Source organism: Pseudonocardia oroxyli, assembly GCF_900102195.1.
GTDB lineage: Bacteria > Actinomycetota > Actinomycetes > Mycobacteriales > Pseudonocardiaceae > Pseudonocardia > Pseudonocardia oroxyli.
Window position 1 is genome coordinate 91,230 of record NZ_FNBE01000020.1, and the last position, 20,867, is coordinate 112,096.

Here is a 20,867-nt window from a genome sequence, read left to right on the forward strand (position 1 = left end):
GGGATCCGCGCCTACGGTCGGCAACCGTGAGGATTCGGATTCGCTGGCGCAGCCCGATCCGCGGGCCGTGGCTGACCTCGGTGTTCGGGCTGGTGCTGCTCTGCGCGCTGCCGGTGGTGATCGTGACCGGGCTGCTGGACTGGGTGGCCTACGGCTCGCAGCCGATCCCGCCGGACGTCGGGTTCCTGCACCTGCCGACCTTCGACTGGCCCACCCGGCCCGCGTGGCTGTTCCGGCTCACCCAGGGCCTGCACGTCGGGCTGGGCATCGTGCTGGTCCCGGTGGTGCTGGCGAAGCTGTGGTCGGTGATCCCGAGGCTGTTCACGGCGCTGCCCCGCGACCCGCTCAAGGCACTGGAGCGGCTGAGCCTGGTCATGCTGGTCGGCGGGATCCTGTTCGAGATCGTGACCGGGCTGCTCAACATCCAGTACGACTACGTGTTCGGGTTCAGCTTCTACGCCGCCCACTACGTCGGGGCCTGGGTCTTCATCGCCGGGTTCGTGCTGCACGTGGCCCTGAAGCTGCCGACGATGGTGCGCAGCCTGCGCTCCCGCTCGCTGCGGGCGGAGCTGCGCACCCCGCTCGCCGAGACCCGGTCCGAGCCGCCGCACGAGCTCGTCGCCCCCGATCCCGATCCGCCCACGATGAGCCGCCGCGGAGCGCTGGCCGTGGTCGGCGGCGGGGTGGTCCTGCTCGCCGGCCTGACGGTCGGCCAGACCGTCGACGCCCTGCGCCCGACCGCGCTGCTGCTGCCGCGCGGCCGGACCGCGCCGGACGACTTCCCGGTCAACCGGACGTTCGCGGCCAGCGGCATCGCCGACGACGCGGTGGGCGCGGACTGGCGGCTGGACCTGGGCGCGGTGCGACTGAGCCGTGCCGAGCTCGCGGCCCTGCCCCAGCACACCGCCGACCTGCCGATCTCCTGCGTGGAGGGGTGGTCGACCCAGCAGCGCTGGACCGGGGTGCGGCTGCGCGACCTCGCGGCGATCGCCGGGGTGGAGCAGCCGTCGGGGGCGGCCGTCGCCTCGGTGGAGGAGGGGCCGTTCGCGCGGGCGGCCCTGACCCGCGACCAGGTCCTGCACCCGGACTCGCTGCTCGCCCTGCAGGTGAACGGGGCCGACCTGTCCCGCGACCACGGCTTCCCGGCGCGGGTGATCGTCCCGGCGCTGCCCGGGGTGCACTGCACCAAGTGGGTCGCCGCGATCGGGTTCGCGCCGTGAGGGGCGTCAAGGCGGTCGGGATCGTGGCCTGCCTCGCCCTCGGTGCCTACGCCACGACGATCATCCTGCGCGACCCCACGCTGCACCCGTCGATCCTCGGCATGCTGATCTGGTTCGCCGGGGCGCTGCTGCTGCACGACCTCGTGCTGTTCCCGCTCTACGCCGCGGCCGACCGGGCCCTGACCCTGCTGCCGCCGACCCGGGTGCCGCTGGTCAACCACGTCCGACTCCCGGTGCTGGGCGCCGCCCTGACGTTCCTGGTGTTCCTGCCCGGCATCATCCGACAGGGCGAGCCGGTGGTCCGCGGCGCGACGGGCCTGGACCAGGAGCCGTTCCTCGCGCGCTGGCTCTGGCTCTGCGCGGCGATGGCCGGGGTGTCCGCGCTGGTCTGGATCGTGCGCGTCACCAGACGGTCAGCAGCAGGTGGTTGACGGCCAGCGCCAGCACGGCCTGCGCCACCAGCCACCGCCGCGGGTGCGGCAGCGCGCCGCAGGCCACCGTCGCCCAGACCGCGAACGGCAGCCAGATCCGCTCGACCTCGGCCTTCGACATCCCGGACAGGTCGGCCAGCGCGATCGCGGCCACCGCCGCCCCGACGAGCAGCAGGGCCGCCCGCGGCAGTGCCGGCGTGCGGCGCAGCGCCGCCACCCCGGCCGGGCCCAGCGCGAAGGCGAGCGCCGCGAGGTTCGCCCACACGAAGTAGGAGTACGGCCGGGTCGCGGCCGCGCTGGCCGCGTAGATCACCCGCAGGTCGGCGAAGCCCGCGAACCACCAGAACCCGGCCGCGGTGAACGCGGCCACCACGACGAGCACACCCGCGACCGTCGGGACGAGGACCCGCCACCGCCGCGTCGCCACGAGCACGGCCAACGGGAGCAGCCCGCCCAGGACCAGGCCGTAGGACAGGTAGACGGTGTAGCCCAGCAGCAGCCCGCTGCCGACCGCGGCCGGGGTGCTGCGCCGCGTGGCGGCGAGGGCGAGCAGGGCCACACCCCACGCCAGCCACCCGGCGAACAGCCCGTCCGCCGAGACCCCGACCCACACCGCGCCCGGGAACAGCACGGAGAAGGGCAGGACCCGGCGGGCGAGGTCCTCGTGGCCGAGCGCGCGCAACGTCACCGCCACGGCCACGGCCGCCGACGAGCCCACGGCCATCACGACGAGCCCCGCGGCGCCGCCGGAGCCCAGCCCGACCCGGTCCAGCACGGTGAACAGCAGGAACGCGCCCGCGGGGTGCCCGCCGACGTGGGTGGTCCAGAACCATGTCTGCGCGGGGTCGACGGCGGTGGTGAGGATGTGGTCGGAGAAGACCCGCAGCATGGGCCCGATCCCGCCCAGCTCGGCGACCCGCGGCACGTCGGAGAGGTACTCCTCGCCGCTGGTCAGGCGCTCGACGACGCCGCGCTGCCAGCCGTCGACCAGCGCGAGCGACAGCGTCCACGCGAACGCCGCGGCCCAGCCCGTCCACAGCAGCGGGGCCCAGCGCAGCCGCGCGGCGAGCCCGGGCCCCCACGCGGCGACCGCGCCCGCCACGACGATCGCCGCGGGCGTGCCCGGCCCGACGTGGGGGAGCCACTGCGCGAGCAGCGGTGGCCACCCCAGGAACAGCTCGACGTCCGAGGCGACGAGCATCCGGCCGACCACCACGGCCGCGGCGACCAGCACCACGACGGCCCCGACGACCGCGAGGTCCGTCCGGGTGCCGCGGTGCTCCGTGCGCGTCCGGGCCTCGGTCACCCGCGCACCGTAGCCGGGGGACACTGGGCCGGGTCAGGCGGCGGTGCGGACCGCGCCCACGCCCGCCCGGTAGCGCGCGACCACGGCGTCGACGACCGCCGGGTGAGCGCCGAGCGGGGCACCGACGACGTCCGCGCCCGCAGCGAGCAGGCGGTGGTGGAAGACACCGGGGGCGAGCAGCCAGGAGACCACCGAGACCCGTCGCACGCCCGAGGCGCGCAGGCTCTCGACCAGTGGCACGATCCGCGGCATGGCCGTGGCGGCGAAGCCGACGCGGACCGGGCGGCCGAGGGCCTCGGACAGCATCCGGCCCGCCGTGCGGACCTCGTCGAGCGCCGCCGGGTCCGAGGACCCCGCCGCCGCCAGCACCACGGTGTCGCCGATCCGGTGCCCGGCCTCGGCCGACCGGGCGAGGGCGGCCCGGACGAGCAGCGGGTCCGGCCCCAGGGCCGGGGTCAGCACGAACCGGGCCGGATCCACCCCGGCCATCGCCAGCTGCGCGGGCAGGTCGGTGCGCACGTGGTACCCCGACGCCAGGAACGCGGGCAGCACGACCGCCTCGGCCAGCCCCTCGACCGCGTCGAGCACCGAGGGCCGCCGGACGTCGACGTAGGCGACCCGCACCTCCGCCCGCAGCCGGGCCCGGGCGGCGGCGGCGATCTCCTGGACCACCGCGTCCGCCGCGTCCGACCGCGAGCCGTGGGCGACCAGGAGCAGCGGCGGGGTCACCGGTCCTCCCCGGACACGCAGTGGCCGCCGATCGGGGAGGGGCCCACGGTCGGCAGGGTCGGGTCCAGTGCCAGCCGGTAGCCCCGCTTCACCACGGTCTGGATGAGCTTGGCGCCGCCGAGCCCGGAGCGCAGACGGGCCATGGCCGTCTCCACCGCGTGCTCGTCGTCCCCGCCGCCGGGCAGCACCGCCAGCAGGTCGGCGCGGGACACCACGCGACCGGGGCGCCGGGCGAGGACCCGCAGCAGCGCCATGCCGGTGGGCGGGAGGGCCTTGAGCTCCCCGTCGACCAGCACGGCGTGTCCGCGCAGCTCCAGGGTGTGCCCGGCGATGGGCAGCCTGCGCGCCAGCGAGGGCGCCTCCGACTCCAGCGTGCGCACCATCGCCCCGAGGCGCGAGCGCGGGGGCTGCACCGTGGGGATGTCGACGGCCTCCAGCGGTGCCGCCGTGACCGGTCCGACGCACACCACCAGCACCTTCATCCGCAACGCGGTGATCAGGTCGTCCCGCAGCCCGCGCTCCGCCGCCCGGGCGAGCAGCGAGGCCGCGGCCGGGGCGGAGGTGAAGGTCAGCACGTCGATGCCGCCGGCCAGCACGGTGTCGGTGAGCCGGTCCATCGGGCTGAGGTTCTCCGGCTGCACCCAGCGGTACACCGGGACCTGCACGACCTCGGCCCCGGCGAGCTCCAGGGCCTCGACGACGTCCGGCAGCGGCTCGCCGTGCAGCTGCACCGCGATCCGACGCCCGTCGACCCCCTCCTCGAGCAGGTGGTCCAGCACCTCGGCCGAGGACTCCGAGGCGGGCGACCACACCTCGGTCAGCCCCGACGCCCGGATCTGGCCGCGGGCCTTGGGGCCGCGGGCGAGGACCTGGCTGCGGCCCAGGGCGTCGAGCAGCGCCTCGCCCACGCCCCAGCCGTCCGCGGCCTCGATCCAGCCGCGGAAGCCGATCCCCGTCGTCGCGACGGTGATGTCCGGGGGCCGGGCGATCAGGTCCCGGGTGCGTCGTTCGAGGTCCGCGTCGTCCGCCAGCGGGACGATCCGGATGGAGGGCCCGTGCTGCACGCACGCGCCGCGTCGTTCCAGCATCGTGCCCAGCTCCTCGGCACGACGGGCGGCGGTCACGCCGACGGTGAAACCGGCCAGCGGGGGAACGGGCGCCGCTGCGGTGGTGGGGGCGCTCATCGGGACATTCTCCGGCATCGTCGGGGCAACGCGAACGCGAGGGGCGTCACTAGGCCGTGTCTCCCGACCCGGCGCCGCCGGCGGCGGCGTGGGCGCCGGGAGCGGTGGTGGCGGGTTGGGAGACACGGCCCAGCCCGACCTGGACGTCCCCGCCGTCCACCCGGACCGGATAGGTCGGCACCGAGCGGCCCTCGACGTCCAGACACCGGCCGTCGAGCAGGCTGAAGGACTCCTTGTACAGCGGCGACGCGACCGTCGGCACGCCGCCGCGGTCGCCCACGATCCCGCGCGAGAGCACCGCGGCGCCGGTCCGCGGGTCGACGTTGCCGAGGGCGAAGAGCCGGTCGTCGTGCAGCCGGAAGACGGCGACCTGGACCTCCCCGAACAGGGCGGCGACGCCGCGCTCGGGCTGCAGCCGCGCCAGCGGGCAGACGGTCCGCCAGTCCCCGTCCTCGCCCGCCTGCCGTGGCTGGACCTGCTCCGACGTGGTGGTCATGCGCGCACCCCCGGGATGCCGATCAGGACGGGATCGCCCGCGCGGGGCGTCGGGACGGGCATGCCGCGCTCGGTGACGAACGAGATCGTGGGATCCGGCGTCTCCGGCGCGTTGACGAAGGACACGAAGCGCTCCAGCTTCTGCGGGTCCTCCAGCACCCCGCGCCACTCGTCGGCGTAGTTCTCGACGTGCGCGGCCATGGCCGCGTCGAGCTCGGCGCCGATCCCGAGCGAGTCCTCCACCAGCACCGCGCGCAGGTGGTCCAGCCCGCCCTCGAGCTCCTCCAGCCAGGGCGCGGTGCGCTGCAGCCGGTCCGCGGTGCGGATGTAGAACATGAGGTAGCGGTCGATCGTGCGGATGAGGGTCTCCTGGTCCACGTCCTGGACGAGGAGCTGGGCGTGCCGGGGGCTGGCGCCGCCGTTGCCACCGACGTAGAGGTTCCAGCCCTTCTCGGTGGCGATGATCCCGAAGTCCTTCGACCGGGCCTCCGCGCACTCCCGCGCGCAGCCGGACACGCCCGACTTGATCTTGTGCGGGCTCCGCAGGCCGCGGTAGCGCAGCTCCAGCAGCACGGCCATGCCGACCGAGTCCTGCACCCCGTACCGGCACCAGCTCGACCCCACGCAGGACTTCACCGTGCGCAGCGACTTGCCGTAGGCGTGCCCGGACTCGAAACCGGCGTCCACCAGCCGCTTCCAGATCGCCGGCAGCTGCTCGACGCGCGCGCCGAACATGTCGATCCGCTGGCCGCCGGTGATCTTGGTGTAGAGCCCGAAGTCCCGCGCGACCTCGCCGATCACGATCAAACCCTCCGGCGTGATCTCGCCGCCCGCGATGCGCGGCACCACCGAGTAGGTGCCGTTGCGCTGCATGTTCGCGAGGAAGTGGTCGTTGGTGTCCTGCAGGGCGGCCTGCTCGCCGTCGTGGATGTGGCCGCCGCCGAGCGAGGCCAGGATCGACGCGACGGCGGGCTTGCAGAGATCGCAGCCGCGCCCGGTCCCGTGCCGTTCGACGACCTCGGTGAAGGTCCGCAGGCCCGTCGAGGCGATGATCTGGAACAGCTCGGCGCGGGAGAACGCGAAGTGCTCGCAGATCGCCTTCGAGACCTCGACACCCTCGGTGACCAGCATCTTCTTCAGCAGCGGCACGCAGGACCCGCAGCTGGTGCCCGCCAAGGTGGCGGACTTCAGGTCCGCGACCGTGCACGCGCCGTCCTGGATCGCGGTGCGCAGCGCGCCCTTGGTCACCGCGTTGCAGGAGCAGATCTGGGCGGAGTCCGGCAGCGCGTCCGCGCCGAGCTCGACGCCGCCGGGCGCGATCATCGCGACCGGGTCCGCGGGCAGCGCCAGGCCCACCATCGGCCGGAGCGTGGAGTACTTCGAGGCGTCCCCGACCAGCACGCCGCCGAGCAGGGTGCGGGCGTCGTCGGACACCACGAGCTTGGAGTAGGTGCCCGCCACCGGGTCGTTGACCACGACCTCGAGCGCGCCCGGGGACGCGGCGTGCGCGTCCCCGAAGCTGGCCACCTCGACGCCCAGCAGCTTGAGCTTGGTGGACATGTCCAGCTCGTCCGCGGTCATCGCGGCCTCGCCGCCGAGCAGCCGGTCCGCGACCACCTCGGCCATCGCGTAGCCGGGCGCGACCAGCCCGTAGGTGCGGCCCTCGAGCGCCGCGACCTCGCCGATCGCCCAGATCGCGGGGTCCGACGTGCGGCAGGTCGCGTCCACCCAGACACCGCCGCGCTCGCCGAGTCGCAGGCCCGCCTCGCGGGCGAGCGTGTCGGCGGGCCGGATCCCGGCGGAGAAGACGACGACGTCCGCGTCGAGCTCCACCTCGTCCGACAGGGTGGCGACCAGGCGGTCGGACTCGGCGCGGATCGCCGAGACGGCGACCCCCGTCCGCACCGCGATGTCCTGGGCGGTGACCAGGTTCTTCAGCAGCGCGCCGCCGCCCTCGTCCACCTGCACCGGCATCAGCCGCGGCGCGATCTCCACGACCTGCGGGGACAGGCCGAGCAGCCGCATCGCGCGGGCGGCCTCCAGACCGAGCAGACCGCCGCCGACGACGACCGCGGAGCGCCGCCCCGGACCCGGCCGCGCGACCGCGGCCGCGGCGGCCGCGGAGATCGCGTCCAGGTCGTCCAGCGTGCGGTAGACGAAGCAGCCCGGCAGGTCCCGGCCGGGGACGGGCGGGACGAACGGCACCGAGCCGGTGGCGAGGACCAGGGCGTCGTAGTCCAGCTCGGCGCCCGACGCGGTGACGACCCGGCGGGCGTCCCGGTCGATCGAGACGGCCGGGTCGCCGAGCCGCAGGTCGAGACCCGACAGCTCGGGGAGCCGCAGCTCCTCCTCGGACGCGCCGTCGACGTAGGACGACAGCGCGACCCGGTCGTAGGCGTGCCGGGTCTCCTCGCCCAGCACCGTGATGTGCCAGTCGGTCGTCCGGTCCTGCAGCGCGGAGACGAGCCGGTGACCGACCATCCCGTTGCCGATCACGACGAGGTGCTTCGTCACTCGGGGTACCTCCGTGGAGCGTGTGCGGGTGATCAGATGCGGGCGGGGGCGGTCTCGTCCTCGCCGACCCGGACCGTGGCCGGGCGGCGCATGTAGACGAGACAGGTGACGACCGCGCAGACCACGTAGAAGGCCAGGAAGGCCCAGAAGGCCGGGACGCCGCTCTTCGTGGCGGCGAAGGACTGGCGGAAGGCCAGGTTGATCGCCAGCCCGCCGAGCGCGCCGACCGCGCCGATCAGCCCGACCGCGGCGCTGGAGATCCGGCGGGCGTGCAGCAGCGCGGCGGCCCGGTCCGCACCCCGGGCGACCCGCTCCAGGGCCTGCCGCCGGAAGATCGCCGGGATCATCTTGTAGGTCGAGCCGTTGCCCAGGCCGGAGAACAGGAACAGCAGGATGAAGCCCGCGGTGAACAGGGCCAGCGAGTTCGAGCCCGAGGCCAGGATGCAGATCAGGGCGGAGACGGCCATCGCGAGGTAGGTCAGCGCGCTGACCCGCGCCCCGCCGTACCGGTCGGCCAGCCAGCCGCCGACCGGACGGATGAACGAGCCGATCAGCGGGCCGATGAAGGTGACCGCCGCGGCCTGCAGCGGGGTGCGCCCGAACTGGGTCTGCAGCACGAGGCCGAACGCGAACGAGTAGCCGATGAACGAGCCGAACGTGCCGATGTAGAGGAAGGACATGATGCCGGTGTCCTTCTCCTTCATCGCCAGCGAGAAGGCGCCCTTGTCGTTGCCGACGCTCGTGATGTTGTCCATGTAGAGCGCCGCGCAGACCGAGCAGATGACGATCAGCGGGATGTAGACGGCGAGCAGCAGCCGCGGCGAGCCCGCCCCGGCGGTCGCGATGACGAGGAGCCCGATCAGCTGGATCAGGGCGACGCCCAGGTTGCCGCCCCCGGCGTTCAGCCCGAGCGCGGCGCCCTTCTTGCCCTCCGGGAAGAAGGCGTTGATGTTCGCCATCGACGAGGCGAAGTTGCCGCCGCCGAAGCCGCCCAGGGCCGCCATCAGCACGAACACCCAGTACGGGGTGCCGGGCTCGAGCACGAAGGCCGCCGCGACCGTCGGGATGAGGAGCAGCAGACCGGAGATGACGGTCCAGTTGCGGCCGCCCAGCCAGGCCACCGCGAACGTGTAGGGCACCCGCAGGATCGCGCCGACCAGCGTGCCGGTCGCGCCGATGAAGAACTTGCCCGCCGCGTCGACGCCGTACTCCGGGCCCATGAACAGCACGAAGACCGACCACAGCGTCCAGATCGCGAACCCGACGTGCTCGACGAAGATCGACGCCCACAGGTTGCGGTTGGCGATCTTCCTGCCGGTCCGCTCCCAGAAACCGGCGTCCTCCGGCTCCCAGTGGCCGATCCACCGGCCCTGCACGAGACCACGGTCGACGATCTGCGCCTCCGTGGCGGCGGTTCCTTCTGCGGTCGCAGTCACGTGCTGCCCTTCGGCTCGGGTCGGGGACGGCCCGAACGGTAGGCAGCCGGGATTACCCCGGGGTGGCCCCGTGTGACACGAGGGCAAAGGCCCGCTCACCTGCGTTCAGCGGCGCTGTGAGGGTTCGCGCAGCCGGGCGTCGTCGACGGTGAACCCCACGTCCGCGCCGCCGCCCGCCCGCGGCCGGGCGAAGACGGTGCCGCCGTGGGCCTGCGCGACGTCCCGGACGATGGACAGGCCCAGGCCGGAGCCGGGCAGGCCGCGGGCGGAGTCGGCCCGGTAGAAGCGGTCGAAGACCCGCGCGGCGTCCTCGGCGGCGATGCCGGGGCCGCGGTCGGACACCGTCACCCCGCCCGCCCCGACGCGCACCTCGACCGGCGCCGCGCCGTCCGGGTCGAACTTGACGGCGTTCTCGAGCAGGTTCCCCACGGCCCGCTCCAGGCCCTGCCTGCGGCCGAGCACGGTGGTGTCGCCGTCGGCGTCGACGCGGACCTCCCGCCCGCTGCGCCGCCGGACCCGCTCCGCCGCGGTGCGCGCGACGGCGGCCAGGTCGACGGGCTCGTCGGGCTCTGCGCCCTCGTCGGAGCGGCGGGACAGGGCGAGCTCCACGAGCTCGTCGACGAGGTGGCTCAGCTCGCGGGTCTCGCTCTGCAGGTCGTCGACGAGCCGGTCGCGGGCGGCCGGCGGCAGCTCGGCGATCCGCCGCAGCACGCTCGCGTTGGTGCGCAGGCTGGTCAGCGGCGTGCGGAGCTCGTGCGCGGCGTCCTGGACGAGGCGGTCCTGGGCGTCGCGGGCCCTCGCGAGCCTGTGGAGCATGGTGGTGAACGAGGCGGCGAGCCTGCCGACCTCGTCGCGGCCCTCCACCGGGACCGCCCGGTCGAGCTCGCCGGTGCCGCTGACCTCCTCGGCGACCCGGGTGAGCCGCTCGAGGCGGCGGGTGATCTGGCGGGCGAGCAGCCAACCCGCGAGGGCGGCCGCCACCAGTACCGCCAGACCCGCCCCGGCGATCTGGCGGGCCGTGTCGGCGAGGACCCGGTCGGTGTCGCTGACGTCGACGGCCACCAGCACCGCCCGCCCCGCGCCGACCGCGGTGGCGAGGACCCGGAACGTGTCCGGCCCCTGCTGGACCTCGGCCGTCGCGGTCCGCCCGGCCGGGGCGGAGGCCAGGGCCGCGGCCTCGGCGGGGACCGGCAGCGTGGTCCGCCGCCCGCCGAGGTAGGACGCGGTCCCGTCGGCGGCGACGGTCAGGCCGACGTACTGGGGCTCGGTCTCGCGGGGGCCGCGGCGGGGCCCGTCGGCGGGCGCCGCCGTGGACTCCAGGACCTGGGTCTGGCCCGCGACGACCGCCGTCGCCACCGAACGCAGGGACTGGTCGATCTCCGCGGTGATCCGCTCCGACGCCGCGCGGTAGCTCAGCAGGCCGACCAGCGCCGCCACCACCGCACCGACGACCGCGAACGCCAACGCCAGCCGGGTCCGGAGGTTCACGGCCGCCGGACCGCATAGCCGACCCCGCGCACGGTGTGGATCAGTGCGGGGGCGCCGACCGCGGCGAGCTTGCGCCGCAGGTAGCCGACGTAGACGGCGAGGTTCTTGGAGTCCGGGCCGAAGTCGTAGCCCCAGATCCGGGTGTAGATCACCGTGTGGTCGAGGACGATGCCCTCGTTGCGGACCAGCAGCTCCAGCAGGTCGAACTCGGTCTTCGACAACGACAGCTCGCGGTCCGCCCACCAGGCGCGGCGGGCGCCGGGGTCCACCCGCAGCGCGTCCACGCCGAGCACCCCCGCCCGGTCGGGCCCGTCGGCGGGGGCGGCGCGGCGCAGCAGGGCGCGCAGCCGGGCGAGCAGCTCGTCGAGCTCGAACGGTTTGGGCAGGTAGTCGTCCGCGCCGGCGTCGAGGCCCGCGACGCGGTCCGGGGTCTCGACCCGCGCGGTGAGCATGAGCACCGGCGTCCGGTCGCCCTCCGCGCGCAGCACGCGGCAGACGGCGAGCCCGTCGACGTCCGGCATCATCACGTCCAGGACGAGGGCGTCGAACGGGTCCCGGTGCACGCGCGCCAGGGCGTCGACGCCGTCGGGCACGGTGACGACCTCGTAGCCCTCCAGCTCGAGGGCGCGGGCCAGCGACTCGCGGATCGCGCGGTCGTCGTCGGCGAGCAGGACGCGGTTCGGCACGCCGTCATGGTGCCCGCCCCCGCACCGTGGAGCCACAACTGCCGTGTCAGGGCCCGACAACGACAGGTGTGGCTCCACAATGCGGTCGTCAGGCGCCGGGGAGGGGCCCGCGCGGGCCGGGGCCGTCGGCGGGACCGGGGCCGCCGGGGTGGTGGAAGCTGTGGCCCTCGGGGCCGCCGGGGCCGCCGGGGCCGGGGCCCCCGCCGGCGCTGCCGAGCGCCAGCCCCGCGCCGAGGCCGATGCCGCCCGCCACCAGCACCGCGGCGACCAGGACGATCAGCGGGCGGAACCGGGACCAGCCGCCCCCGGGCCGGGTCGCCCACGGCCGCCTGCGGAACCAGCGCCTGCCCGCCGGGGCGGTGGGGGCGTCGGGCGCGGCACCCTCGGCGGAGCTCATGCGATCACCGCCCCGAGGAGCGCACAGGCCAGGACCCACGCCACGAGGACGACGGCGACCCACGCGGCGAGGCGGCACTGCCGCTCGGTGGGGGCCGCCGCGGCGGGGCCCCACACGAGGAGCCGGGCCCGCCAGACCACGGCGTTCCAGATCGCCCTCGCCTCCGGGGCGACGGACGGCCTGGCGGGGCCGGTCGGGAGGTCCGCGACGAGCGGGTCGAGCTCGTGGCGGTGCTGGGCGGCGTAGGCGGCCGTGACGCGCTGCTCGGTCTCGGCCAGGTCGAGGCGACCCTCGCCGAGGGCCCCGTGGAGCCGGGCGACGGTCTCCTCCCGCTCCGCGTCCGAGGCCCGCTCGAACGGCGGGACGACGTCGAGGCGGGGGGCGGGGGGAGGAGGGGCTGCGGTGGACATCGGGCTCCGTGGGGTCGGTGGTGGGAGGCGCAGGCGGCGCTGTCCCTGCACCGTCGTCGTCCCGGGTGAGGCCACCGCGAGTCCTCGGTCAGAGGACGGTAAGAACCGCCTACGAGCAGGGCCGCGCGGCCTCCTGCGCTGAGCCGGACGCGATCTCGATCGTGCGGTCCAGCCCGGTCAGGGTGAGCGGACGCAGGACCGCGCGGTTGTCCGGGCCGGGCACGACGACGAGCCTGCCGCCGCGCCGTCGGGCCTGCTCGGCGCCCTCGAGGAGGGCGGCGAGACCGTGCGAGCCCAGGAACCGCACCCGCGACAGATCCACGACGACGGTCTCGCCCTCGCGGACGAGTGCCTGCAGCGCGGCGTCGAGGGGTGCGGCGGTGACGGTGTCGATCTCGCCCTCGACCTCGAGGACCGTGACGCCCGCCCCGTGCTCCACCACGGCGAGCCGCCACCCGTCCGGGAGCCGGTACGGACCGGTCATCCCGCGCCCTGGTCCTTGTTCTCGCCCTTCGACTTCTCCTTCTTGGGGCCTGCGGGGGTCTCGGCGCGCCGGGACTGGCCGGGCGGTCCGGCGGCCGGGGCCGGGGTCGCGGTTCCGGGGGCTCCGGGGGAGTCGGGCTGCGGGCCGGCGGGCGGCCCGCACGCGGCGGGCCCGCAGCCACCGACGACGCCGACGACGCCGGCGGCGATGTCGGCCCCGGTGACCGCGTGCGGCGGCTCGGCCCTCGCCCCGTTCACCGGCGCACCGGACCCCGCGATCTCGGATGCGGCGGCGTCGGCGGCGTTGCCCGCCACGGCGCCGGGCTGCGCGGAACCCGGTCCGGGCCCGGGGGTGAGCGTGCGGGTCGGCGCGGCGGGTGCGGGGGTGGAGCTCTGCGCGGCCAGCGCCACGCCTCCCGACGCCGTGCCGGCCACGGCGAGCGTCGCCAGCACGGTGCGTACGGCGACGAGCCGGGGGCGTCGTGCCGCCGGGGGCGGCGTCGCGACCGCGGCCGCGAACGCGCTGCGGGCCGCGGACTCGCCCCGCAGCTCCCGCGCGGACCCGGGGGCGCCGGCCGCGTCGAGCAGCCGCCGCAGGTCGTGGCGCCGTCCGCCGCCGTCGAGGAGGCGGTCGGCCTCGGCGTCGGTCAGCCGGGTGCGGTCGCGTCGCTCACCCATCGTGGGCCTCCCGGGGCGCCGGGACCACGGCGGGATCGAGCTGGTCGGCCAGCCTCCGCAGCCCGCGGTGCGCGGCGACGCGGACCGCGCCGGGCCGCTTGCCGAGGACCCGGGCCGCGGTCGGGCCGTCGAGCCCGACCACCGCGCGCAGCAGGACGGCCTCGGCCTCGGTCCGCGGCAGGGCCAGGATCAGCTCCAGGGCCCGGCGGGTCCCGAGCCGCTCGAGCGCGGTCCCGTCGGTGCGCGCGTCGTCCGCGACGACGGCGAGCTCGGCGACCTCCGCGAGCTCGACCGTGGCCACGGGGCGCCTGCTGCGGGCCCGGGCGGAGTCCATCGCCCGGTTCCGACAGATCGTGGTGACCCAGCCGCGGAAGCCGTCCAGGTCACCGGTGAACCGGCGCAGGTCGCGGGCGACGTGCAGCCAGGTCTCCCCGGTCACGTCCTCGGCGTCCGCGCCCACCAGCGCGGTCGCGTACCGGATCAGCCTCGGCTGCAGGTCGCGGTAGAGCGCGACGAACGCCTCCTCGTCGCCTGCCCTGGCCGCCGCCAGCGCCGCGTCGAGATCCAGGTGTGGCGGGCACACCACGACGGACACTCCACCACCTCCGGTCGATGACGGGCCGGACGCCGGGGGGCGGTACGTCCGACCCGTCACGCCCTCAGCGCCGGAGACGGGCGAGGCGTTACAGACCGCAGGTGTCAGGCGGTGGAGTTCGCCGGGTCGCCGTCGGTGGCCGCGGCGAGGCGCGGCGTGGCCAGGTCGATCGCGACCGGGAGGGAGAGCGGGCTGCTCATGCCGATGGCGCCGTTGATCTCGGTGCCGAAGCCGCCGGTGTAGAGCACCCGGTTCTGCTGGGCGGCGGGCAGCGATCCGAAGGTCGGCTCGGCCGCCATGTCCTCGGGGGTCGCGCCCATCAGCACCACGACGTCCGCCTCGAGCGAGCCGTAGGACTCCGGGCCGACCGAGCCCGTCACCGCGGTGGGGGTGAACCCGAAGTCGGTCCAGAACCGTGTCCGCAGGTCGGTGGGCTCGAGGGCGTAGGTGCCCGAGTCGAGGCCCCACAGCACGACGGAGATCGACTTGCCCTGGAAGGAGGGGTTCGCGGCGACCGCGTCGGTGAACCGCTGCTCGGTGTCCGCGATCACCGTCGCCGCCTCGGCCTGCTTGCCGAGCGCCTGTCCGGTGATCTCCATCTGCTGCTGCCAGGTGGCGCCGTCCGCGGTCGGCGCCGCCACCGTGGGGGCGATCCGGCTGAGGCGGTCGTAGTCCGCCTGCGTCATGAAGGAGTAGACGCCGAGGATGAGGTCGGGGCGCAGGGCCGCGATCCGCTCGAAGTCCAGCTCGCTGCTGCCGACCTTCTCCGGCTGCGTGCCGCCGAGCGCGGCCTGCGCCCAGCTGCGGCCGTCGGCGTCGAAGTCGCCGAGGACCTCGCGCTCGCCGACCGGCTTCTCTCCGAGCGCGAGCACGAAGTCCGCCTCGTTGAAGCCGACGGTCACGATCCGCTGGGGCTTCGCCGGGACGGCCGCGCTGCCGTACTGGTGCGCGATGGTGACGGGGAACGCGCCGTCGGGAGCGGCGCTCGGTGCGGCCGAGGGCTCCTGGGACGGGCTCGAGCAGCCGGCGAGCGCGACCACGGCGCTCAGGAGGACGGCCGCGCCGAGGCGGGGGAGACGCATGGGGGTCCTTTCGTCGACCGCGCACGATCCGCGGCGGCGTGCAAAGGCTAGCCTCGCCTATCTCCTTCGGCAATCGCGGGCTCGCAGGTCACGGAGGGTCTCGGCCACTGCGCCCACCGTGATCATGCCGCTGCCCGGCGCCCGCGATCTCGTGCTCGGCCGGGGCGAGTGCCGCGGCCGCCCGCGCGACGAGCGCATCGTCCCCGCGGCGAGCCCGGCCCGGCCCGCGAGCACCCACAAGGCCTCCTGGAGCTGGTCCGGCGGAGGATCGGGGAGCTCGGTGGGTCCGCCGCGGAGCGCCCCGATCCACGGCGCGTACGGGCCCGGCTCGACGGGCTCGGGCACCGGTTCGCCGCGCTGGACGGCGAGGCAGGTCAGGGCCAGGTCGAGCAGGCCGTGTTCCACGCCGGGCATCCCGCGGTCCCGCAGCGCTGCCGCGGCGGCGCGGTAGCGGTCGGCGGCGTCGGGCGCGCTGTCGCGAGCCGCCCGCATCGCGGCGAACCAGCGGGTGAGCACCGCGACCGACGGGCGGTCGTGCCGGGCGGCGAGGGAGTCCGCGGCCCCGGCGTGGACGGCGGCGGCCTCGAGGTCGCCCAGCGCCTGCATGCGCACGAGGTGCCCCAGGACCGCGAAGTTCGGTGGAGCGGCGGGGAGGTCCAGGAGCTCGCGGCCGAGGGCGTCGCGCTCCGCGGCGAGCCCGCACCGGTGGAAGGTCTGTATCCAGCGCCCCGCCAGGGCGAAGGCGCGGGGCGGGAGGAGGGGTGGCGGCTGCCGTACCCGCGCAGGTCCGGGCAGAGGACCTCGACGCGGAGCCCGCGGGCGCGCGGCCGCGGGGGAGGCGAACGTGCGCACGGCGCTGCCGCGATGCCGCGCAGCAGCGCTGCGCGCCGCGATGGACCCCAGCGTGGCCGCGGCGGGGCCGCTCTCTGGCGGCGCTGGGCGCCGGACCTCGAGCACGTGACCCTCGACGCCGGTCACTTCATGGCGGAGGAGGCCCCTGCGGAGATCATCGCGGTGATCAGGTCCCTGCTACGCCGCTGAGCGACCGTCACACGCCCGTACGGGCATCGGCGAACGGCGCGTCCGCCGGGTATGAGCCGCCGCGTCGTTCGCCGTGCGGGGGCTCGATGGTGGACGGCGCTTTCGCTCACCAGGTGTGAGCGAACGCGCCGTTCGTCGGGGCGGGGGGCCTGCCAGGATGGGGCCATGACCCGGGTGCTCGTCGTCGACGACGACCCGGCGATCGCGCGGGCGCTGCGGATCAACCTGACCGCGCAGGGCTACGACGTGGTGTCGGCGGCGGACGGGGCGAGCGCGTTGCGGGCGGCGGCGGACCGGCACCCGGACGTCGTGGTGCTCGACCTGGGGCTGCCGGACCTCGACGGCGCGGACGTCATCGCGGGGATCCGCGGGTGGAGCCCCGTCCCGATCCTCGTGCTGTCCGCCCGGACGGACTCCGGGGAGAAGGTCGCGGCCCTCGACGCGGGCGCCGACGACTACGTGACCAAGCCCTTCGGCATGGACGAGCTGCTGGCGAGGCTGCGCGCGGCCGTCCGCAGGGGGACCGCCGCGCCGGCCGCCGAACCGGTGCTGACCCTCGGCGAGCTGACGGTGGACCTGCAGGCCAAACGCGTCCGCCGCGGGGCCGAGACGGTCCACCTGACGCCCACCGAGTGGGGCATCCTCGAGATGCTGGCCGAGCACCGCGGCAAGCTGGTCGGGCAGCGGGAGCTGCTGCGCCGGGTCTGGGGCCCGCAGTACGAGGACAACCGCCACTACCTGCGGGTCTACCTGGCCCAGCTGCGCCGCAAGCTCGAACCCGACCCCGCGCACCCCCGGTTCCTGCACACCGAGGCGGGCATGGGCTACCGGCTCGACGTCTGATTCCCGCCGGACCGGGCGGGCCGCGCGGACCACCCTGGGGCCATGGACCTGCGGACGCTGGACACCGAGGGGATCGCCCGGATCCCTGCGCTGCTGACCCCCGGCGAGTGCGCCGAGACCGCGGCGCTGTTCGACGACGACGACCGGTTCCGCAGCACCGTCGTCATGGCCCGGCACGCGTTCGGGGAGGGCTCGTACCGGTACTTCGCCGACCCGCTGCCCGACCTCGTGCAGAAGCTCCGCGAGGAGCTCTACCCGCCGCTGGCCCGCGTCGCGAACGACTGGGCGGCCCGGCTGGGGGAGCCCGGCCACCCGGAGACCCTCGCCGAGCTGCGGGCCTGGTGCGCGCAGGCGGGGCAGACCCGCCCGACCCCGCTCCTGCTGCGCTACGGCCCGGGCGGACACAACCGCCTGCACCAGGACGTCTACGGGGACCGCACGTTCCCGCTGCAGGTGTCCGTGCTGCTCGACCGGCCCGACGTCGACTTCACCGGCGGCGAGAGCGTCTTCACCGAGCAGGTGCCCCGGCAGCAGTCGCGGGCGATCGTCGAGCGGCCCGGGCACGGGGACGCCCTGGTGTTCCCGGTCCGGTACCGGCCGGTGCGGGGGGCGCGCGGGGTGCACCGGCGGCAGCTGCGGCACGGGGTGAGCGCGGTGCGCTCGGGTCGCAGGCACGTGCTGGGGATCATCTTCCACGACGCGCCGTGACGACCGTCGTCACGTTCGGGCACGCGCCGCGACGTGGGACCATCGGTCGGTGACCGAGACACCACGCTGGTTCGCCGAGGCCGTGGCGCAGCGCCCCACGCACGCCGACGTCGAGGTCGAGGGCGCCCGGGTGCACTACCGCGCCTGGGGCGACCCCGCCGACCGCGGGCTCGTGCTGGTGCACGGCGGGGCCGCGCAGTCCGGATGGTGGGACCACGTGGCGCCGTTCTTCTCCGCGACGCACCGGGTCGTGGCGCTCGACCTGTCCGGGCACGGGGACAGCGACCACCGCCCGGCCTACGACCTGGAGCAGTGGGCCCGCGAGGTGCTCGCCGCGGCGCGGGCGGCCGGGATCGCGGGGGCGCCGCTGGTGGTCGGGCACAGCATGGGCGGCTGGGTCACCACCACCGTCGGGGCGCACCACGGCGCGGAGGTGGACGGGATCGTCATCATCGACTCGCCGCTCAACGAGCAGCCCCCGGAGGAGGAGCGGCTGCGCCGCACCCAGCGCGAGGCGCGCTTCTACCCGGACCGGGAGACGATCGTCGGCCGGTTCCGGACGACCCCCGCGCAGGAGACCATGCTCCCGTACGTGCGCAGGCACATCGCCGAGCAGTCGGTCCGCGAGACGCCGCGGGGCTGGACCTGGAAGTTCGACCCCATGATGTTCGGCGAGCGCGTCCTGCTGCGGCAGCTGTTGCCCGAGCTCAAGTGCCGCGCCGGTTTCCTTCGTTCGGAGTTCGGGCTCGTCCCGCCGACCATGGCCGGGGAGATCGATGCGCTGCTCGGGCACCGGGTGCCCCTCATCGACCTGCCCGCGACCGGCCACCACCCCATGCTGGACGAGCCGTTGGCGCTGGTCACGGCGCTGCGCGCGTTGTCGGGCCAGTGGGCGGTCGACGACCTCTTGTAAACATCGTGTTTCCGGTGTGTGATCGTGCCGTTATCGCCGATCAGGGGGACACCGATGCTGAACAGTCGGGAGCGCGCCCAGCTGCGCGCGATCGAGACCGCGCTGTGGCTCCAGGACCCGGCGTTCTGCCGCCTGCTCACGACGGGCCGCGTCCGCTCCGCCGCTCCCCGGCGGTTCGCTCTGGCGCTCCTGGTGCTCGGCGTGGTCGGACTGCTCCTCGCCATGACCGTGCTGTCCACGCTGGGCGTCGCCGTGTCCGTGGTGCTCGCCCTGGTCGGCGGCGGGCTCTGGCTCTGGTTCAGCGGCGCCGTCACGCCCGGTCGCTGAGGCCGCGGTCCTCATACCGCCGTGCGTGCGCTCCCGTGACGATCGGAACGATCACCCTCGGCGAGCGCTACAGGAGCGCTCGCGCGACTGCGCTCCCGTGACACTCGCCCGCGGTGATCCTTCCGAGGGTGGCGGGAGTGCTCTTTCGAATGCGCTCCTGTGACGGTCGGAGGGATCACCGGCGAGTGTCACAGGAGCGCTCTGGTGACTGCGCTGTCGTCACGCTCAGAACGATCACGCCCAGCGAGCGTCACAGGAGTGCTCCTGCGAATGCGCTCCTGTGACGGTCGGAGGGATCACCGGCGAGCGTCACACGAGCGCTGTGGTGAGTGCACTCCCGTGACACTCGGAGGGATCACCGCGGACGAGTGTGACGGGAGCGCTCTCGCGAGTGCGCTCCGGTCACGCTCGGAAGGATCTCTCGTGGCGGTGCGTCAGGATGTGACGGCCGCGGGGGACAGGTCCTGCACCGCCTCGGACACCTCGACCTTCTTGCGCAGCACGCCGAAGGACTCGTAGTTGTCCGCCACCGCCTGGATCTCGCCGACGAGCGCGGCGTCGATCGGCACCAGGTTGCGGTTGGCCCGCTCCGACATCAGGTCCGCGACGGCCGCGGGCCGCTGGGTGAGCCGGGTGTAGATCGCGGCGGTCTCGGCCGGGTGCTCCTGCGCCCACTGCACCGCCTGGCCGTAGCGCGCGATGAAGTCCTGCATGGCCTGCTTCTTGCCGGCGTCCTCGAGCGCCTCGGTGTTGGCGTCGAGGAAGGTCAGGCCGGGTGCCAGGCCCTGCGCCGCCCGGATGACCCGCGCGCCCTGCTCCTGCTCGGCGACCGCGGTGTAGGGGTCCCAGGTGGACCAGGCGTCGATCGAGCCCGAGGACATGGCGGCGGCGGCGTCGACCGGCTGCAGGAAGGAGACGGTGACGTCGTCCGCGGTGAGCCCGACCTCCTTGAGCGCCTGCAGCAGCAGGTAGTGCCCGACGGAGCCCTGCGTGGTGGGCGAGACGGTCTTGCCCTTGAGGTCCGCCACCGACTGGATGGCGGAGTCCTTCGGCACGATGATCGACAGGCCGTACTGCTGAGGCACGCGGCTCGCCGCGACGATCTTGATGTCGTCGGTGGAGGAGAGCGCGGTCAGGGTGGGGGCGTCACCGGCCACGCCGAGGTCGACGGCCTTGCCGCGCAACGCCTCCAACACCGGGGCGGCCGCGGGGAACTGCGCCCACTCGACCGTGTAGGGGGCGCCCTGGAGCGCCCCGGAGGCCTCGACCAGCGCCTGCTGGATGCCGGCCTGGTCGCCGACCTTGAGGGTGACGGTGGCGAGGTCGACCGGGCCGTCGGACTGGGCGTTCGATCCGCCGCAGGCGGTCAGGCCCAGGGCGGCGGTGGCCAGGAGAGCGGTGAGCAGACGCTTCACGAAGGGTTCTCTTCCGTACTGTCGGGAGGACTGTCGAGGGGGTACAGGGCGGGGAGGTTCACGACGATCCCCTCCTGGGTGCTGCGGGAGATCACGACCACGGCGGGGTGGTCCGGGTCCGGGTTCTCCTCGCGGTGCGGGACGAAGGGCGGCACGAAGATGTAGTCGCCGGGCTCCGTCTGCAGGGCCACCTCGCCGGTGCCGTCGTGGAAGACGAACCGCGGGTGGCCGCTGACGATGTAGATCGAGGTCTCGGCCTCGCCGTGGTGGTGGTCGCCGGAGTTGGTGGCGGGCGCGACGTGCGTCTCGCCGGTCCAGAGCTTCTCCGAGCCGACGGTCTTGCCGCTGACGGCCTCGCGCCGGGTCATGCCGCTGGTCTGCGTGGTGTCGCCGGACAGGTCCGCGTTCTTGATCAGGTGCACCCGGGCGCGGTCGGGCAGCTGCGCCTGGGCCGCGGTGAAGTCGGGGTGGAAGGCGTCACTCATG

Annotated in this window: 23 protein-coding genes; 6 read left to right on the forward strand and 17 right to left on the reverse strand. The window is 75.0% G+C overall.

The window, feature by feature from the left end; genetic code table 11:
• Positions 1-26 precede the first annotated feature (26 nt).
• Both BLS43_RS25465 and BLS43_RS25470 read left to right on the forward strand, forming a co-directional pair.
• Positions 27-1,220, forward strand: coding sequence for a molybdopterin-dependent oxidoreductase (locus BLS43_RS25465; protein WP_245707809.1), 1,194 nt, complete (start codon positions 27-29; stop codon positions 1,218-1,220).
• Positions 1,217-1,651: a hypothetical protein gene (locus tag BLS43_RS25470; protein WP_245707811.1), complete on the forward strand. Its 435-nt coding sequence runs from the start codon at positions 1,217-1,219 to the stop codon at positions 1,649-1,651. The genes BLS43_RS25465 and BLS43_RS25470 overlap by 4 nt, the downstream gene beginning before the upstream one ends.
• Here BLS43_RS25470 and BLS43_RS25475 read toward each other — a convergent pair.
• The 15 genes from BLS43_RS25475 to BLS43_RS25545 form a co-directional block, all read right to left on the reverse strand.
• On the reverse strand, positions 1,623-2,957 hold the full coding sequence (locus tag BLS43_RS25475) for a hypothetical protein (RefSeq protein ID WP_218130007.1): 1,335 nt from the start codon (positions 2,955-2,957) through the stop codon (positions 1,623-1,625). The two genes, BLS43_RS25470 and BLS43_RS25475, sit on opposite strands and share 29 nt — an antisense overlap.
• 33 nt (positions 2,958-2,990) lie before the next feature.
• Positions 2,991-3,686: a sirohydrochlorin chelatase gene (locus tag BLS43_RS25480; protein ID WP_093089232.1), complete on the reverse strand. Its 696-nt coding sequence runs from the start codon at positions 3,684-3,686 to the stop codon at positions 2,991-2,993.
• Positions 3,683-4,870 carry a uroporphyrinogen-III synthase gene (locus BLS43_RS25485; protein ID WP_093089233.1) on the reverse strand — a complete coding sequence of 396 codons (1,188 nt, stop codon included), beginning with the start codon at positions 4,868-4,870 and terminating at the stop codon, positions 3,683-3,685. Before BLS43_RS25485 ends, BLS43_RS25480 begins: the two co-directional genes overlap by 4 nt.
• Before the next feature lie 49 nt (positions 4,871-4,919).
• The gene (gene nirD, locus BLS43_RS25490; RefSeq protein WP_093089234.1) at positions 4,920-5,366 is read right to left on the reverse strand and encodes a nitrite reductase small subunit NirD; all 447 of its coding nucleotides are present in this window, start codon (positions 5,364-5,366) and stop codon (positions 4,920-4,922) included.
• A complete protein-coding gene (gene nirB / locus BLS43_RS25495) occupies positions 5,363-7,879 on the reverse strand; it encodes a nitrite reductase large subunit NirB (RefSeq protein WP_093089235.1) in 2,517 nt (838 codons plus the stop codon). Before nirB ends, nirD begins: the two co-directional genes overlap by 4 nt.
• A gap of 32 nt (positions 7,880-7,911) precedes the next feature.
• Positions 7,912-9,273, reverse strand: a complete 1,362-nt coding sequence (locus BLS43_RS25500) for an MFS transporter (RefSeq protein WP_218130011.1) — start codon at positions 9,271-9,273, stop codon at positions 7,912-7,914.
• 147 nt (positions 9,274-9,420) lie between these two features.
• Entirely contained in the window at positions 9,421-10,803 is a 1,383-nt protein-coding gene (locus BLS43_RS25505; RefSeq protein ID WP_093089236.1) for a HAMP domain-containing sensor histidine kinase, read from the reverse strand.
• Entirely contained in the window at positions 10,800-11,489 is a 690-nt protein-coding gene (locus BLS43_RS25510) for a response regulator transcription factor (RefSeq protein WP_093089237.1), read from the reverse strand. The genes BLS43_RS25505 and BLS43_RS25510 overlap by 4 nt, the downstream gene beginning before the upstream one ends.
• Before the next feature lie 88 nt (positions 11,490-11,577).
• Complete coding sequence (locus tag BLS43_RS25515; protein WP_093089238.1) at positions 11,578-11,886, reverse strand: hypothetical protein; 309 nt, start codon at positions 11,884-11,886, stop codon at positions 11,578-11,580.
• Positions 11,883-12,296: a DUF1707 SHOCT-like domain-containing protein gene (locus BLS43_RS25520; RefSeq protein WP_093089239.1), complete on the reverse strand. Its 414-nt coding sequence runs from the start codon at positions 12,294-12,296 to the stop codon at positions 11,883-11,885. The genes BLS43_RS25515 and BLS43_RS25520 overlap by 4 nt, the downstream gene beginning before the upstream one ends.
• Before the next feature lie 109 nt (positions 12,297-12,405).
• Positions 12,406-12,780, reverse strand: a complete 375-nt coding sequence (locus tag BLS43_RS25525; protein ID WP_093089240.1) for an STAS domain-containing protein — start codon at positions 12,778-12,780, stop codon at positions 12,406-12,408.
• Positions 12,777-13,457: a hypothetical protein gene (locus BLS43_RS25530; protein WP_093089241.1), complete on the reverse strand. Its 681-nt coding sequence runs from the start codon at positions 13,455-13,457 to the stop codon at positions 12,777-12,779. Before BLS43_RS25530 ends, BLS43_RS25525 begins: the two co-directional genes overlap by 4 nt.
• Positions 13,450-14,052, reverse strand: coding sequence for an RNA polymerase sigma factor (locus BLS43_RS25535; protein ID WP_245707812.1), 603 nt, complete (start codon positions 14,050-14,052; stop codon positions 13,450-13,452). The genes BLS43_RS25530 and BLS43_RS25535 overlap by 8 nt, the downstream gene beginning before the upstream one ends.
• A gap of 104 nt (positions 14,053-14,156) precedes the next feature.
• Entirely contained in the window at positions 14,157-15,134 is a 978-nt protein-coding gene (locus BLS43_RS25540) for an iron-siderophore ABC transporter substrate-binding protein (protein WP_093089243.1), read from the reverse strand.
• Positions 15,135-15,191: 57 nt separating this feature from the next.
• Positions 15,192-16,091: a hypothetical protein gene (locus BLS43_RS25545; RefSeq protein ID WP_176921540.1), complete on the reverse strand. Its 900-nt coding sequence runs from the start codon at positions 16,089-16,091 to the stop codon at positions 15,192-15,194.
• A 249-nt stretch (positions 16,092-16,340) separates the two neighbouring features.
• Between BLS43_RS25545 and BLS43_RS25555 the strand changes: the two genes are divergently transcribed.
• The 4 genes from BLS43_RS25555 to BLS43_RS25570 are packed head-to-tail and all read left to right on the forward strand — an operon-like array spanning position 16,341 to position 18,966.
• The gene (locus tag BLS43_RS25555) at positions 16,341-17,018 is read left to right on the forward strand and encodes a response regulator (protein WP_093089246.1); all 678 of its coding nucleotides are present in this window, start codon (positions 16,341-16,343) and stop codon (positions 17,016-17,018) included.
• Positions 17,019-17,060: 42 nt separating this feature from the next.
• Positions 17,061-17,726, forward strand: coding sequence for a 2OG-Fe(II) oxygenase (locus BLS43_RS25560; RefSeq protein ID WP_093089247.1), 666 nt, complete (start codon positions 17,061-17,063; stop codon positions 17,724-17,726).
• Positions 17,727-17,775: 49 nt separating this feature from the next.
• Complete coding sequence (locus tag BLS43_RS25565; protein WP_093089248.1) at positions 17,776-18,639, forward strand: alpha/beta fold hydrolase; 864 nt, start codon at positions 17,776-17,778, stop codon at positions 18,637-18,639.
• Between the two features lie 54 nt (positions 18,640-18,693).
• Positions 18,694-18,966: a DUF3040 domain-containing protein gene (locus BLS43_RS25570; RefSeq protein ID WP_093089249.1), complete on the forward strand. Its 273-nt coding sequence runs from the start codon at positions 18,694-18,696 to the stop codon at positions 18,964-18,966.
• Between the two features lie 434 nt (positions 18,967-19,400).
• Here the strand turns inward: BLS43_RS25570 and BLS43_RS25575 are convergent, their stop codons facing one another.
• The gene (locus tag BLS43_RS25575) at positions 19,401-20,381 is read right to left on the reverse strand and encodes an ABC transporter substrate-binding protein (protein WP_093089250.1); all 981 of its coding nucleotides are present in this window, start codon (positions 20,379-20,381) and stop codon (positions 19,401-19,403) included.
• Positions 20,378-20,866 (reverse strand): cupin domain-containing protein, encoded by a 489-nt coding sequence (locus BLS43_RS25580; RefSeq protein ID WP_093089251.1) that lies wholly within the window; start codon positions 20,864-20,866, stop codon positions 20,378-20,380. Before BLS43_RS25580 ends, BLS43_RS25575 begins: the two co-directional genes overlap by 4 nt.
• Position 20,867: the final 1 nt, after the last annotated feature.

Bases quoted from the DNA above. Each gene is read 5' to 3' on its own strand.
- BLS43_RS25485 (WP_093089233.1), bottom strand. From the start codon at position 4,870: ATGAGCGCCCCCACCACCGCAGCGGCGCCCGTTCCCCCGCTGGCCGGT.
- nirD (WP_093089234.1), bottom strand. From the start codon at position 5,366: ATGACCACCACGTCGGAGCAGGTCCAGCCACGGCAGGCGGGCGAGGAC.
- BLS43_RS25515 (WP_093089238.1), bottom strand. From the start codon at position 11,886: ATGAGCTCCGCCGAGGGTGCCGCGCCCGACGCCCCCACCGCCCCGGCG.
- BLS43_RS25520 (WP_093089239.1), bottom strand. From the start codon at position 12,296: ATGTCCACCGCAGCCCCTCCTCCCCCCGCCCCCCGCCTCGACGTCGTC.
- BLS43_RS25525 (WP_093089240.1), bottom strand. From the start codon at position 12,780: ATGACCGGTCCGTACCGGCTCCCGGACGGGTGGCGGCTCGCCGTGGTG.
- BLS43_RS25530 (WP_093089241.1), bottom strand. From the start codon at position 13,457: ATGGGTGAGCGACGCGACCGCACCCGGCTGACCGACGCCGAGGCCGAC.
- BLS43_RS25540 (WP_093089243.1), bottom strand. From the start codon at position 15,134: ATGCGTCTCCCCCGCCTCGGCGCGGCCGTCCTCCTGAGCGCCGTGGTC.
- BLS43_RS25555 (WP_093089246.1), top strand. From the start codon at position 16,341: ATGACCCGGGTGCTCGTCGTCGACGACGACCCGGCGATCGCGCGGGCG.
- BLS43_RS25560 (WP_093089247.1), top strand. From the start codon at position 17,061: ATGGACCTGCGGACGCTGGACACCGAGGGGATCGCCCGGATCCCTGCG.
- BLS43_RS25570 (WP_093089249.1), top strand. From the start codon at position 18,694: ATGCTGAACAGTCGGGAGCGCGCCCAGCTGCGCGCGATCGAGACCGCG.
- BLS43_RS25580 (WP_093089251.1), bottom strand. From the start codon at position 20,866: ATGAGTGACGCCTTCCACCCCGACTTCACCGCGGCCCAGGCGCAGCTG.